Below are 13676 nucleotides of genomic sequence, written 5' to 3' on the forward strand. Positions count from 1 at the left end.
ACCCTGTTATGCTAACGGCCCGTCACTTAGCGTAACAGGCCGCAGGGTTGTAACAGTTGCCCGGATTATCAGTGTTGTTTTAGTTTATCTTTATGTTTGGTTAACTGGCGTGCCAGTTTATCAATCAAACCATCAATCGCCGCATACATATCCTGGCCTTCCGCGCTGGCATGAATTTCACCACCATTTACATGTAGCGTTGCATCGGCAATATGCGTGACTTTTTCCACTTTTAACACAATATAGACTTGGTTAATTCTTTCGAAGTACTGCTCCAGTTTGGCAAACTTCGTACTCACAAAATCGCGTAGTGCGTCAGTGATTTCGACGTTATGTCCTGTAATGTTGAGCTGCATAGTGTCTTCCTTATCGGTTAAGTCAAACCAATTGCTTACGCTGATTTGACGGTGGTATGGATAAAGACTCTCGGTACTTCGCAACGGTGCGGCGTGCCACCATGATCCCCTGATCGGATAGCATAGTCGTTAACTTGCTATCACTCAGTGGTTTCGCAGGGTTTTCCGCAGCAATTAATTTCTTCACCAATGCACGAATTGCCGTCGAGGAGGCTTCGCCCCCACCTTCGGTATTAACATGGCTTGAGAAGAAATACTTCAATTCAAATATACCGCGTGGGCTATGCAGGTATTTCTGCGTGGTCACACGGGAAATGGTCGACTCATGCATCTCGACCACCTGGGCGATATCAGCGAGAACCATCGGTTTCATGTGTTCTTCGCCAAGTTCAAAGAAGCCCTGCTGTTGCTCTACAATGCAGCGGCTGACGCGCAGCAGCGTGTCGTTCCGGCTTTCCAGACTTTTAATCAGCCACTTTGCTTCTTGTAAGTTACTGCGAATAAACTGCGAGTCGCTGTCATTGCGGGCGTTGGTGCCCATCGCAGCGTACTGCTGGTTTATTTTCAAACGTGGAATGCTGTCGGCGTTCAGTTCTACGGTCCAGCGACCCTGTACTTTTTTCACCAGCACATCCGGAATGACATATTCCGGTTCGCTGGTCTGAATAGATTGTCCTGGGCGCGGGTCAAGAGATTGAATCAGGCACATTGCCTCTTTCAATACTTCCTCTTTCAGACGCGTGACGCGCATCAGGCTGCGGAAATCATGGTTGGCGAGCAGATCCAGGTGATCGCTGACAATCAAGCGGGCTTCGGTTAGCCACGGTGTTTCGCGGGCGAATTGCGAAAGCTGTATAAGCAGGCAGTCACGCAGATCGCGTGCGGCGACACCAACAGGATCGAAACGTTGTACGCGTTTGAGTACCGCTTCCACTTCGTCGAGGGTGATTTCGTCATCACCCATGCTTTCCAGAATTTCTTCCAGAGAGACCGTGAGGTAACCCATTTCGTCAACGGCATCGACAATAGACGTCGCTATCGCTGTGTCGGTGTCTGAAAACGGGGTGAGATCGACCTGCCACATTAAATAATCTTGCAGCGTTTGTGTCGTTTCACCCTGATAAACCGGCAATTCATCGTCAATGTAATCTGTTCCGGTTCCTGATGGCGTGCCCGCGGTGTAGATTTCATCCCAGCTGGCATCCAGCGGTAACTCGTCGGGCATCTCTTTTTGTTCGAGTGCCTCGCGAGTATCTAACGCTTCATCTTCACGAACTTCCTGAGTCTCAATTTCTTCATGCAGATCGGTTTGCTCAAGCAGTGGGTTACTTTCCAGTGCTTGCTGAAGTTCTTGCTGTAGCTCTAACGTCGACAGTTGCAACAGACGAATTGCCTGCTGTAGCTGGGGGGTCATAGCAAGTTGTTGGCTAAGCCTTAATTGCAAACCTTGCTTCATATTCAGAGCGAGCTTCCTCAGGTGTACAGAATTATGGGTCTACCCTATCAGAGTCTGAACTCTTCGCCCAGATACACGCGCTTAACATGCTCGTCTTCCAGGATTTCAGCTGGTGTGCCATGGGCGATTAAATGGCCCTGGCTTACGATGTAAGCACGTTCACAAACAGCCAGCGTTTCACGTACGTTATGGTCAGTAATCAGTACTCCGAGACCGCTGTCGCGCAGATGCTCGATGATTCGCTTGATGTCGATGACGGATATTGGGTCAACACCGGCAAAAGGTTCATCCAGAAGAATAAATTTTGGATTAGCCGCAAGTGCGCGGGCAATTTCAACACGGCGGCGCTCACCACCAGACAATGACTGCCCGAGGTTATTGCGCAAATGTTCGATGTGGAACTCTTCCATCAGCTCATTAGCGCGGTCTTCACGCTGCTCAACAGAAAGGTCGTCACGGATTTGCAGCACGGCCATCAAGTTATCGAACACACTTAAACGGCGGAAAATCGATGCTTCTTGCGGTAAGTAACCGATGCCGCGACGAGCACGAGCATGCAACGGCAGCAGACTAATATCTTCATCATCAATAATGATGTTGCCTGCATCACGCGGCACAATGCCAACCACCATGTAAAAGGTCGTGGTTTTCCCGGCACCGTTCGGGCCAAGTAATCCCACAATTTCACCAGACTTAACAGTCAGGCTGACATCTTCAACAACGCGGCGGCCCTTGTAGGCTTTGGCGAGATTTTTTGCAATTAAAGTAGCCATAACGAATTAGTTACTCTTTTTCTGCGCAGGGGCTGGTGCCGGAGCCTGGCCGTCTTTTTTCTGCAACTGAGAAGGGACCAGAACGGTTGTGACACGTTTACCTTTTTCGCTAAAGGCCTGCATCTTCTGTTCTTTTACCAGGTAAGTAATCTTGTCGCCTTTGATATTGCTATCCAATTGTTCCAGATAGGCATTTCCGGTTAGCACGACGAAATCATTTTGTAGCTCATAGTGCATGGTAGACGCGTGGCCTTTAACTGGCTTACCGCTATCCTGCATCTGATAGAAAGTGGCAGGATTACCATAACCATCAATGACTTCCTTACCTTCTTCACCGCCAGGACGAGTCACAACCACTTTATCGGCGTTAATTTTAATACTGCCTTGCGTCACAATCACATTGCCTGTAAAGGTGACGACGTTACCTTGCATATCCAGCGACTGTTGGTCAGATTCAATGTGAATCGGCTGGTCGGTATCACCGGTCAGCGCAAATGCCGAAAAACTGGCGGCTAAAAGCGTACTGGTTAGTACTAAATTACGGCTGAGTTTGTTTATTTGGGATTTCATAGGATGTTCTAACCTTTTCAATCAGCTCGGCATTTTTGCTGCGTAAGTTTCCACGCATTTTGAGGCCGGTGGAGTTAAAGCTGGTTCCATACAAGGTTACCTGGTCATCAGAGGCAACATCCTGAGTGACTAAATTAACCTGCGCATTGTCCGTGGTAATTTTGCGTAGCTGAGAGTCTGGTGTCAGAGCGGTCAGCACCACATTCCCATACAAATACAGCATCCGATCGTTAGTAAGTTTGGCGCGATCTGCTCGTAATGACCAGGTTGCAACTTTGTTTTCGTCATACTGCGTCATCACTGGGTTGGTGAACCACGAAATGGCGGTATCGGAAAAATATTCAACGTGTTCCGCAACCAACCGATAATTCAAAGCCCCTTCCGGACTGTAGGCGAGGGTCGTGGAATGTTCACTTTGATAGGTTGGCTCGTTGCTGCTTACCGTCGGTTGAACAACGGTATCTTTATCGGCCAGATTTACGCCAATCAATATCAATACCAGCAATGAAAGCAGGATGATAACCCAACGTCTGGTATTACTCATATAGATAGCCCTTTGGCCTCATCAAGCTTTCCTTGTGCCAGTAACAGGAGATCACATACTTCGCGAACCGCCCCACGCCCGCCAGCAATGCGTGTCACATAGTCGGCACGAGGAATAAGCAATGGATGAGCATCGGAAACTGCAACGCTCAAACCCACTTTAGCCATAACGGGCCAGTCGATTAAGTCATCACCAACATAAGCGACGTGCTCCGCTGGGATAGCGAGTTTCTCTAATAGATCATCAAAAGCCACAAGCTTGTCAGATTGCCCTTGATAGAGATGGGTAATACCCAGCGTTTCACATCGGTCTTCAAGAAGCTTTGCTTTGCGGCCAGTAATAATCGCAACTTCGATATCAGAAGTCAGCGCGCAGCGAATCCCGTAGCCGTCACGCACGTTGAATGCTTTCAGCTCTTCGCCGCTATTACCCATGTAAATCAGGCCATCAGACATCACACCATCAACATCTAAAATAAGCAGGCGCACGTTTGCGGCCCGCTCCATCACGCGCGTGCTTACCGGGCCATAACAGGTGGCAAGTGACGCTTCATGGTTACTCATTAAGGCTAATCCTTTGTTAAACCACGCCAGCGCGTAGCATGTCATGCATATGTACCACACCGAGTAATTGGTCGCCATCTGCAACCAATACCGAGGTAATGTGGCGAGACTGCATCAGATTGAGAGCATCTACCGCCAGTAGTGACGGACGAACTCGAATTCCGCCTGGCGTCATGACATCTGCGATATTCACGGAGTGGAGGTCCACGCCCATATCAAAGACACGGCGTAAATCGCCATCCGTGAAGATCCCTTCAATTTTCATCAAAGAGTCACAGATCACGGTCATCCCCATATTTTTACGCGTAATTTCCAGTAATGCATCGCGCAATGACGCATCTTTACTGACATGAGGGATCTCATTACCGCTGTGCATGATATCGCTGACGCGTAGTAACAGTTTACGACCCAATGCGCCGCCTGGGTGAGAAAGTGCAAAATCTTCTGCGGTAAAACCACGAGCTTTAAGCAACGCAACGGCAAGGGCATCACCCATCACCAGGGTTGCTGTGGTGCTTGAGGTTGGGGCCAGGCCAAGTGGGCAGGCCTCTTGCGGTACTTTGACACACAAATGGACATCAGCCGCTTTGCCCATGGAGCTTTCCGGGCGGCTGGTGATGCAGATGAGTGGAACCTGTAAGCGCTTAAGAACCGGAATCAGTGCCAGAATCTCGTTTGATTCACCGGAGTTTGAAATCGCGATAACAATATCTTGTGCGCTTACCATCCCGAGATCGCCGTGGCTGGCTTCACCTGGATGGACGAAGAATGACGGTGTTCCGGTGCTGGCAAAGGTCGCTGCCATCTTTTTACCGATGTGGCCGGACTTGCCCATGCCCATAACGACGACTTTACCTTTGCAATAAAACATTTTTTCACAGGCTGCAGAGAAGTCTGTGTTGATGTATTGCTCAAGTTGATCCAGGCCTTCACGTTCGATCTTCAGGACTTCTTTGCCTGCTTGTTGAAAGTCAAAACCCGGTTGTAAATCTATATGTGACATAATTTCCGTTCCGTTTTACCCAACGACCGGTGATGCAACAAACCACAGCACCACAATCCATACGAAGAAGCTACATGTTAACAGAGCACCGACCGTCTTGCCGATAGAGCGAGACTTACGCCAGCAAAGTACGGCGAAAATGGCACTGACTACTAACATCACCCAATAGTCTCGTGCAAAAGCAAGAGGGTTGATTTCGCCCGGTGCGATTAACGCAGGAATACCCAGTACCAGAACGATATTGAAAATATTCGAGCCAATGATATTGCCAATCGCAATATCATCTTCGCCTTTACGCGCACCCGCTATGGTTGTTGCTAGCTCAGGCAGGCTAGTGCCAACCGAAATAATCGTCAGGCCAATCACTAACTCACTTACACCAAAGTAATGTGCCAACACGCTGGCGTTATCGATAACCATGCGCGTGGCCATTGGCATAATAATGAGGGCAACGGCGAGCCACAAAAATGCGACGGGGCGGCTCCCTTCTCGAGGAAGCTCTGACAACTGCTCACGCGTCAGTTTATCGGCACCTTCATTTCCGGCAAGGCGCGCTATTTTAATCGTAAACAGCAGATACGCCACCGCTACAGTAATTAAAATAACACCATCAACAACGCTTAACTGGTTGTCAAAAAGTAGCCAGCCAATAATGGCGCTGACGACTAACATTAGGGGTAATTCGCGCCGAAGAATATCGGAATTCACGGTAAATGGATGCAAAAGGGCGGCTAAGCCAAGAATGAGCAAAATATTGGTGATATTTGAACCTAAGGCCGTTCCTACCGCTAAATCTAACTGGCCATGAAAGGCCGCAGAACTGGCAACGATGAGTTCAGGTAACGAAGTGCCGATACTGACGACAGTCAAGCCGATCAGCAGCGGGGGAACCCCAAAACTGCGGCAAAGTATTGATGCGGCAAACACGAGTCGGTCGGCACCATAGACGACCAAAAGCAAACCAATAATTAACAGAGCTGTAGCTAACAGCATGCAAAATCCTTAATTCAGGTATAATCGCCGGTCTTGTGCTGTGAAAGTACCGGCAGAGCATACAGATCTGTAGGGCCGGGCAAGATTCTTAATTCTGACTTTATGTGGCAGAAAAGTAAAACAAATGCCAGTTTTCGCTAATATGGACAGGTAATATTCTGTAAGGATATTAGGTTGGAACCGAGTTTCCAATTAATGCTTCGTCCGTGAACTTGATAAAAGGAAATACGATGAGCCAGACGCAGACGAATCTGGTCGAAATTCGCGGTGTGAGTTTTACTCGCGGTAGTCGGCGCATCTTTGACAATATTTCCCTGAACGTGCCACGGGGTAAAATTACCGCCATAATGGGGCCGTCAGGTATTGGCAAAACAACTTTATTGCGGTTGATAGGCGGTCAAATTCAACCTGACAGCGGTGAAATCCTGTTTGACGGTGAAAACGTACCGGCCATGTCGCGCTCGCGTTTATACACTGTTCGTAAACGCATGAGTATGCTGTTCCAGTCTGGCGCGCTGTTTACTGACCTGAATGTCTTTGAAAATGTGGCATACCCACTGCGCGAACATCGTCGCTTGCCGGAAGAGTTGCTGCGCAGCACCGTGATGATGAAGCTTGAGGCGGTGGGATTACGCGGTGCCGCTAAACTGATGCCGAACGAACTCTCTGGCGGCATGGCCCGACGTGCAGCCCTCGCTCGCGCCATCGCTCTCGAACCCGACTTGATCATGTTTGATGAGCCATTTGTTGGCCAGGATCCTATTACTATGGGGGTGTTGGTCAAACTGATTTCAGAATTGAATAGCGCCCTGGGTGTCACTTGTATTGTGGTTTCTCACGACGTACCTGAAGTGCTGAGTATTGCCGATTACGCCTATATTGCAGCGGATCAGCACATTGTGGCTGAAGGAACCCCTGCGGCTCTGCGTGAAAATTGTGACCCGCGGGTGCGCCAGTTCCTCGATGGTATTGCCGATGGGCCAGTACCGTTCCGATATCCGGCGATGGATTATCGGAATGACTTATTATCAGAAACAGGGAGTTAAGTTGCTCATGTTCTTTAATGCACTGGCATCATTCGGACGGCGGGGATTGAAAACCTGCGCGTCATTTGGCCGGGCTGGGATAATGCTTTTCAATGCGGTGGTGGGGAAGCCTGAATTCCGTAAACACACACCGTTGCTTATTCGCCAACTGTATAACGTCGGCGTTCTCTCGCTGATTATCATTATTGTTTCTGGCTTGTTTATCGGCATGGTGCTTGGTCTGCAAGGCTACTTAGTTTTGACGACCTACAGTGCGGAATCAAGCCTCGGCATGCTGGTCGCCTTGTCCTTACTGCGAGAGCTTGGTCCTGTCGTCGCAGCACTTCTGTTCGCCGGGCGCGCTGGCTCAGCGCTGACCGCAGAAATCGGCCTGATGAAGGCAACAGAACAACTCTCCAGTATGGAAATGATGGCGGTCGATCCTTTACGTCGAGTCGTTTCACCTCGTTTTTGGGCGGGTGTCATTTCATTGCCATTGCTGACGCTTATTTTTGTCGCAGTGGGTATTTGGGGTGGCGCGCTGGTGGGGGTGAACTGGAAGGGCATCGACTCAGGGTTCTTCTGGTCTGCAATGCAAAATGCCGTCAACTGGCGTACTGATTTGGTTAACTGTGTTATCAAAAGTGTCGTGTTTGCGATAACAGTAACCTGGATTGCGTTATTCAATGGCTACGATGCTATTCCAACGTCCGCAGGGATTAGCCGGGCAACAACACGAACCGTTGTGCACGCTTCATTGGCCGTTTTAGGTCTGGATTTTGTGCTCACAGCACTGATGTTTGGGAATTAAGTTCATGCAAACTAAGAAATTTGAAACTGGGGTTGGAGCATTTTTAATTATTGCGCTGGCAGCCATCGTATTCTTGTGTCTGAAAGTGGCGAACGTTACCTCGCTGCGCAACGAGCCAACTTACCGGATTTATGCGACCTTTGATAACATTGGCAGCCTGAAAACGGGTTCTCCGTTGCGCCTTGGCGGTGTGGTGATAGGGCGAGTTGACGATATTACTCTGGATCCGAAAACGTACTTACCTCGTGTTACCCTGGATATTGAAAAACGCTATGACCATATTCCTGACACCAGTTCACTGGCTATCCGCACTTCGGGTTTGCTGGGTGAGCAGTATCTGGCATTAAACCTCGGTTTTGATGACCCGGAACTCGGCTCATCTATCCTGAAAGAAGGCGGGACGATTCAGGATACGAAATCAGCTCTGGTGCTGGAGGACCTGATTGGCCAATTCCTGTATAAGAGCGGAAATGGTGATAATCAGAATTCAGGGGATACCCCATCGCAGGATTCAGAGAATAATAGTGCAGCGCCACAGCCTGGCACCACGCACTAATCTAAGAGGAAAAGTGTTATGTTTAAACGACTTATTATGATTGCTATGCTGGTCATCGCGCCGCTGGCAAATGCTGCGGATCAAAGTAACCCTTACAAATTGATGGGTGAAGCGGCGCAAAAAACTTTTGACCGTCTTAAAAATGAGCAACCTAAAATTCGCCAAAACCCTGACTACCTGCGCGAAGTCGTCGGCCAGGAACTGTTACCTTATGTGCAGGTTAAATACGCAGGGGCTCTGGTTCTGGGGCGTTACTATAAAGATGCGACACCTGCACAACGTGATGCCTATTTCAAAGCATTCGAAGAATACCTGAAACAAGCTTACGGCCAGGCTCTTGCCATGTATAACGGGCAGTCCTACCAAATTGCCCCTGAGCAGCCGCTGGGGGATGCCAGTATCGTTGCAATTCGTGTAACCATCATCGATCCAAACGGCCGTCCGCCGGTGCGTCTTGATTTCCAATGGCGTAAAAACACCCAAACCGGCCATTGGCAAGCGTACGACATGATTGCTGAAGGTGTCAGTATGATCACCACCAAGCAAAATGAGTGGAGCGATATCCTGCGTACCAAAGGTATCGATGGTTTGACGGCGCAACTGCAAACTATCTCCCGCATGCCAATCACACTGGAAGCGAAAAAGTAATGGTGGGTGGGCTTAACTGGCAGCGTGAAGCCGCAACCTTGCACCTGACGGGTGAGCTGGATAGCGACACCGTAGGGCCTTTGTGGCGCCAACGTCAGCAAATCATGGCAGGTATCAAGACCCTTAACCTTTCTGGTTTATCTCGAGTAGATACCTCAGGCTTAGCGTTGTTGATTCATCTTGTGGCTTTCTCCAGACGTCAAAACGTTGAAGTGGAGCTCCAGGGAGCCAGTGATAACTTACAGACACTGACTAAACTTTATAACTTACCCGAAGACATCCTCCCTGCATTTGCAGGCTAGTGTTTTCATAGCGTTACTATCGTTGCCCCTGATCTATTAAGATCAGGGGCTTTTTGCTTATTTAAGCGCGCGCCACTTTCCTCTAAGATGTGTGGCTTGTTTCCTTAACCGACGAATTATATCCCATGGAAAATCATGAAATTCAGACAGTGCTGATGAACGCACTGCCCCTCCAGGAAGTCCACGTTTCAGGCGATGGCAGCCATTTTCAGGTGATTGCGGTGGGTGAGTTATTCGCCGAGTTAAGTCGCGTGAAGAAGCAACAGACAGTTTATGCGCCGTTGATGGAGCTGATTGCTGATAACCGCATTCATGCGGTTTCCATCAAGACCTATACTCCGCAGGAGTGGGATCGCGATCGTAAACTTAATGGTTTTTGAGCAATTCGCCACGGCGGGTTGTAACGACTTGAATTTAAAAGAGAGCAGCTGTAATGGATAAATTTCGTGTTCAGGGGCCAACCCGACTGAGTGGTGAAGTAACGATCTCCGGGGCTAAGAATGCAGCCCTGCCGATCCTCTTCGCTGCTCTGTTGGCCGAAGAGCCAGTTGAGATTCAAAACGTTCCAAAACTGAAAGACATTGATACCACCATGAAGCTGCTAAGCCAACTGGGTACCAAGGTCGAACGTAATGGTTCTGTGTGGATCGATGCCAGCGACGTTAATATTTTTTGTGCGCCGTATGAGCTGGTGAAAACCATGCGTGCTTCTATTTGGGCACTGGGACCGTTGGTTGCGCGTTTTGGTCAGGGTCAGGTTTCTTTGCCGGGCGGTTGTGCCATTGGTGCACGTCCAGTGGACCTGCATATTACAGGTCTTGAGCAACTGGGCGCCGAAATCAAACTGGAAGAAGGCTACGTTAAAGCTTCTGTACAGGGTCGCCTGAAAGGCGCGCACATCGTGATGGACAAAGTGAGCGTAGGCGCCACTGTCACCATCATGAGTGCTGCAACGCTTGCTGAAGGCACCACTGTCATTGAAAACGCAGCCCGTGAACCGGAAATCGTTGATACAGCGAACTTCCTGAATACGCTGGGTGCAAAAATCACAGGCGCAGGCAGCGATCGCATCACCATTGAAGGCGTTAAGCGTCTGGGTGGCGGCGTTTACCGGGTAGTGCCTGACCGCATTGAAACCGGTACTTTCCTGGTTGCTGCGGCGATTTCTGGCGGCAAAATTATTTGCCGTAATGCTAAACCAGACACGCTCGATGCTGTGCTGGCGAAGCTGCGCGAAGCGGGTGGTGATATCGAAGTGGGCGAGGATTGGGTAAGCCTGGATATGCACGGCAAGCGCCCTAAAGGTGTCACCGTGCGTACTGCTCCGCACCCAGGCTTCCCGACGGATATGCAAGCACAGTTCACTTTGTTGAACCTGGTTGCAGAAGGCACAGGTGTTATCACCGAAACCATTTTTGAAAACCGCTTCATGCACGTCCCAGAACTGATTCGTATGGGTGCACATGCAGAGATTGAAAGTAATACAGTGATTTGCCACGGCGTTGAAAAACTGTCTGGTGCACAAGTGATGGCAACCGACCTGCGTGCCTCAGCAAGCCTGGTGCTGGCTGGCTGTATCGCTGAAGGGACCACTGTAGTTGATCGTATTTACCATATTGATCGTGGCTACGAGCGTATTGAAGATAAACTTCAAGCGCTGGGTGCGCAGATTGAGCGTGTGAAAGGTAGTGGCGGCGAATAATTTTCGTTGTTAATAGAGAAAACCGGGCATGCCCGGTTTTTTTATCGCTTACGCATCAATTTCGCGCGATTAATTAACTGATTAGTTTGTGGATCATAATAGCGTGAAGGCCAAATCATCCACGGCGAAATATCCAGTGCTTGTGCGATAATCAATTCTCCCTTTGGCCACGGACGCGTCAACGCGTTAGCGAGGGTCGATGAGCTTAGCCCCGCTTTTCGTGATTCAGCCGCCAGCGATGTTCCCCGTTTACGTAGCCCTGCGATAATGTCTGCTGGGTGCCAGTCAGAATTTCTACTTTCCATGTCTCTCCCTGTAACCGCTTAATTTACCGGTTTAATCAAAGGAAGTTATAGCATAGTGGTAATTCAAAAGATTCCAATAATTGCGTGAAAAATTAAATCTGTGTATTTCCACACAAAGTGAATGAAAATCAATGAAAACAGTGTTGTGGGGATATGGCGAGAGAAAGGGTGGAGTGATTTATTGGAAACTTAGCGCGCCTTTTAACGGCGCGCTAAAAAGTTTAGCGGTCGCGCTGAACGGCCATATGAGCCAAAGCAATCAACGCGTGTTTATGCTCACTTTCTGGCAGGATATTCAGGGCTGCAATCGCTTTGTCAGCTTCCTGTTCTGCTCGTAATTGAGTCCATTCCAGGGAGCCACATTCCGCCATCGCGTCCAGTACCGGTTGCAGCAAATGACGCCCGTTACCATGTTCAATGGCTTCACGAATCATCTTTTCTTGCTCTGCTGTGCCGTTACGCATTGCGTGCAAGAGCGGGAGAGTAGGCTTGCCTTCGTTAAGGTCATCACCGACATTCTTGCCCAACGTTTGCCCGTCAGCACTGTAGTCCAGCAGGTCATCAATGAGCTGGAATGCGGTACCCAGATAGCGGCCATAATCCTGAAGCGCTTTCTCTTGCTCTGCAGTGGCATCAGCTAAAATACCCGAGCATTGAGCGGCAGCTTCAAACAAACGTGCTGTTTTGCTGTAGATCACCCGCATATAGCTTTCTTCAGTGATATCAGGGTCATTGCAGTTCATCAATTGCAGAACTTCGCCTTCAGCAATGACGTTCACCGCTTCTGACATGACCTCAAGCACCTTGAGTGAGCCGAGCTGAGTCATCATCTGGAAGGCGCGGGTGTAAATAAAATCGCCGACCAGAACACTGGCAGCATTACCGAACGCCGCGTTGGCCGTGGCCTTACCACGGCGCATATCCGATTCATCTACCACGTCATCATGTAATAACGTGGCCGTGTGAATAAACTCGATGAGTGCTGCAATATTGACATGTGCATTGCCCTGATAGCCGAGCGCACGAGCAGCAAGTACAGCAATCATTGGGCGGATACGCTTACCACCGCCACTGACGATGTAATACCCTAACTGATTGATCAATTGGACATCTGAATTCAACTGTTCGAGGATGACCGCATTGACGCCCGCCATATCTTGCGCGGTTAACTCATTAATTTTTTCTAAATTCATCGCAAAATTCTGGCTTAAAGTCCTGTTTACCACATGTCTGTACGAAATCACGTGAGGGTAGAGGAGTAATAATGTAGTACAGATTGTACTGAAAAAACGAGGCAGATAAACGGCTGGTGTGATGTTGCGTTTTTTTTCTACTCTGTTTCATGACAGGGCTTGTCAAAGGCTCTCGTTTTGCGTAATATTCGCGCCCTATTGTGAATATTTATAGCGCCACCTGAAACATACGTAGGGTGCGTGCGGAAAGCGGAGTTTTATATGTACGCGGTTTTCCAAAGTGGTGGTAAACAACACCGAGTCAGCGAAGGTCAAACCATTCGCCTGGAAAAGCTGGACATCGCAACTGGCGAAGCAGTTGAGTTCGCAGAAGTTCTGATGATCGCTAATGGTGAAGAAATCAAAATCGGCGTTCCTTTCGTCGATGGCGGCGTAATCAAAGCTGAAGTTGTTGCTCATGGTCGTGGCGAGAAAATTAAGATTGTTAAGTTTCGTCGTCGTAAACACTACCGTAAGCAGCAGGGTCATCGTCAGTGGTTCACTGATGTGAAAATCACCGGCATCAGCGCTTAATACAGGGGAGCATATTAAATGGCACATAAAAAGGCTGGCGGCTCTACTCGTAACGGTCGCGATTCCGAAGCTAAACGTCTGGGCGTAAAACGTTTCGGCGGTGAAGCAGTTCTGGCAGGCAGCATTATCGTTCGTCAACGTGGTACTAAATTCCACGCTGGTACAAACGTAGGTTGCGGCAAAGATCATACTCTGTTCGCTTTGACTGACGGTAAAGTTAAGTTCGAAGTTAAAGGTCCGAAAAACCGTAAGTTCATCAGCATCGTTGCTGAATAAGTTTTTCGCGTCCCGGTAACGGATAGA

Annotated in this window: 19 protein-coding genes; 9 read left to right on the forward strand and 10 right to left on the reverse strand. The window is 49.1% G+C overall.

Annotated features, from left to right (window positions below; all coding sequences use genetic code 11):
* Positions 1-68: 68 nt before the first annotated feature.
* From hpf to OH773_RS02275, 8 genes are read right to left on the reverse strand one after another with little or no spacing between them, the layout of a single operon-like run.
* Positions 69-356, reverse strand: coding sequence for a ribosome hibernation promoting factor (gene hpf / locus OH773_RS02240; protein ID WP_183270813.1), 288 nt, complete (start codon positions 354-356; stop codon positions 69-71).
* Between the two features lie 22 nt (positions 357-378).
* The gene (rpoN, locus tag OH773_RS02245; RefSeq protein ID WP_270142631.1) at positions 379-1812 is read right to left on the reverse strand and encodes an RNA polymerase factor sigma-54; all 1434 of its coding nucleotides are present in this window, start codon (positions 1810-1812) and stop codon (positions 379-381) included.
* Between the two features lie 47 nt (positions 1813-1859).
* Entirely contained in the window at positions 1860-2585 is a 726-nt protein-coding gene (lptB, locus tag OH773_RS02250; protein ID WP_183270811.1) for an LPS export ABC transporter ATP-binding protein, read from the reverse strand.
* A gap of 6 nt (positions 2586-2591) precedes the next feature.
* Complete coding sequence (gene lptA / locus OH773_RS02255; RefSeq protein ID WP_183270810.1) at positions 2592-3155, reverse strand: lipopolysaccharide ABC transporter substrate-binding protein LptA; 564 nt, start codon at positions 3153-3155, stop codon at positions 2592-2594.
* Positions 3124-3699, reverse strand: coding sequence for an LPS export ABC transporter periplasmic protein LptC (lptC, locus tag OH773_RS02260; protein ID WP_183270808.1), 576 nt, complete (start codon positions 3697-3699; stop codon positions 3124-3126). Before lptC ends, lptA begins: the two co-directional genes overlap by 32 nt.
* A complete protein-coding gene (kdsC, locus tag OH773_RS02265; protein WP_183270806.1) occupies positions 3696-4262 on the reverse strand; it encodes a 3-deoxy-manno-octulosonate-8-phosphatase KdsC in 567 nt (188 codons plus the stop codon). The genes lptC and kdsC overlap by 4 nt, the downstream gene beginning before the upstream one ends.
* 16 nt (positions 4263-4278) lie before the next feature.
* Entirely contained in the window at positions 4279-5265 is a 987-nt protein-coding gene (gene kdsD, locus OH773_RS02270; RefSeq protein ID WP_270142636.1) for an arabinose-5-phosphate isomerase KdsD, read from the reverse strand.
* A 15-nt stretch (positions 5266-5280) separates the two neighbouring features.
* Entirely contained in the window at positions 5281-6258 is a 978-nt protein-coding gene (locus OH773_RS02275) for a calcium/sodium antiporter (RefSeq protein WP_270142639.1), read from the reverse strand.
* 230 nt (positions 6259-6488) lie between these two features.
* Between OH773_RS02275 and mlaF the strand changes: the two genes are divergently transcribed.
* The 7 genes from mlaF to murA all read left to right on the forward strand — a co-directional run bounded on the left by mlaF (position 6489) and on the right by murA (position 11302).
* Entirely contained in the window at positions 6489-7304 is an 816-nt protein-coding gene (gene mlaF / locus OH773_RS02280) for a phospholipid ABC transporter ATP-binding protein MlaF (protein WP_183270802.1), read from the forward strand.
* A gap of 7 nt (positions 7305-7311) precedes the next feature.
* Entirely contained in the window at positions 7312-8094 is a 783-nt protein-coding gene (mlaE, locus tag OH773_RS02285) for a lipid asymmetry maintenance ABC transporter permease subunit MlaE (protein ID WP_270145645.1), read from the forward strand.
* Positions 8095-8098: 4 nt separating this feature from the next.
* Complete coding sequence (gene mlaD / locus OH773_RS02290) at positions 8099-8650, forward strand: outer membrane lipid asymmetry maintenance protein MlaD (protein WP_183270801.1); 552 nt, start codon at positions 8099-8101, stop codon at positions 8648-8650.
* Between the two features lie 18 nt (positions 8651-8668).
* Positions 8669-9298, forward strand: a complete 630-nt coding sequence (mlaC, locus tag OH773_RS02295) for a phospholipid-binding protein MlaC (protein WP_270142642.1) — start codon at positions 8669-8671, stop codon at positions 9296-9298.
* Positions 9298-9600: a lipid asymmetry maintenance protein MlaB gene (gene mlaB / locus OH773_RS02300; protein WP_270142645.1), complete on the forward strand. Its 303-nt coding sequence runs from the start codon at positions 9298-9300 to the stop codon at positions 9598-9600. The genes mlaC and mlaB overlap by 1 nt, the downstream gene beginning before the upstream one ends.
* Before the next feature lie 125 nt (positions 9601-9725).
* Positions 9726-9980: a BolA family iron metabolism protein IbaG gene (gene ibaG / locus OH773_RS02305; protein WP_034459734.1), complete on the forward strand. Its 255-nt coding sequence runs from the start codon at positions 9726-9728 to the stop codon at positions 9978-9980.
* Positions 9981-10033: 53 nt separating this feature from the next.
* Positions 10034-11302 (forward strand): UDP-N-acetylglucosamine 1-carboxyvinyltransferase, encoded by a 1269-nt coding sequence (murA, locus tag OH773_RS02310; protein ID WP_183270798.1) that lies wholly within the window; start codon positions 10034-10036, stop codon positions 11300-11302.
* Between the two features lie 41 nt (positions 11303-11343).
* Here the strand turns inward: murA and sfsB are convergent, their stop codons facing one another.
* Positions 11344-11607 (reverse strand): DNA-binding transcriptional regulator SfsB, encoded by a 264-nt coding sequence (gene sfsB / locus OH773_RS02315; protein WP_270142649.1) that lies wholly within the window; start codon positions 11605-11607, stop codon positions 11344-11346.
* Between the two features lie 221 nt (positions 11608-11828).
* Positions 11829-12800 carry an octaprenyl diphosphate synthase gene (gene ispB / locus OH773_RS02320; RefSeq protein ID WP_270142652.1) on the reverse strand — a complete coding sequence of 324 codons (972 nt, stop codon included), beginning with the start codon at positions 12798-12800 and terminating at the stop codon, positions 11829-11831.
* 261 nt (positions 12801-13061) lie between these two features.
* On the opposite strand from ispB, the gene rplU reads away from it, so the two are divergent.
* Positions 13062-13373: a 50S ribosomal protein L21 gene (gene rplU, locus OH773_RS02325; RefSeq protein WP_034459723.1), complete on the forward strand. Its 312-nt coding sequence runs from the start codon at positions 13062-13064 to the stop codon at positions 13371-13373.
* An 18-nt stretch (positions 13374-13391) separates the two neighbouring features.
* Complete coding sequence (gene rpmA, locus OH773_RS02330) at positions 13392-13649, forward strand: 50S ribosomal protein L27 (RefSeq protein WP_024549632.1); 258 nt, start codon at positions 13392-13394, stop codon at positions 13647-13649.
* The last annotated feature ends 27 nt before the right edge of the window (positions 13650-13676 follow it).

The sequence above is a fragment of the Buttiauxella sp. WJP83 genome, assembly GCF_027594725.1.
GTDB classification, from domain to species: domain Bacteria; phylum Pseudomonadota; class Gammaproteobacteria; order Enterobacterales; family Enterobacteriaceae; genus Buttiauxella; species Buttiauxella selenatireducens.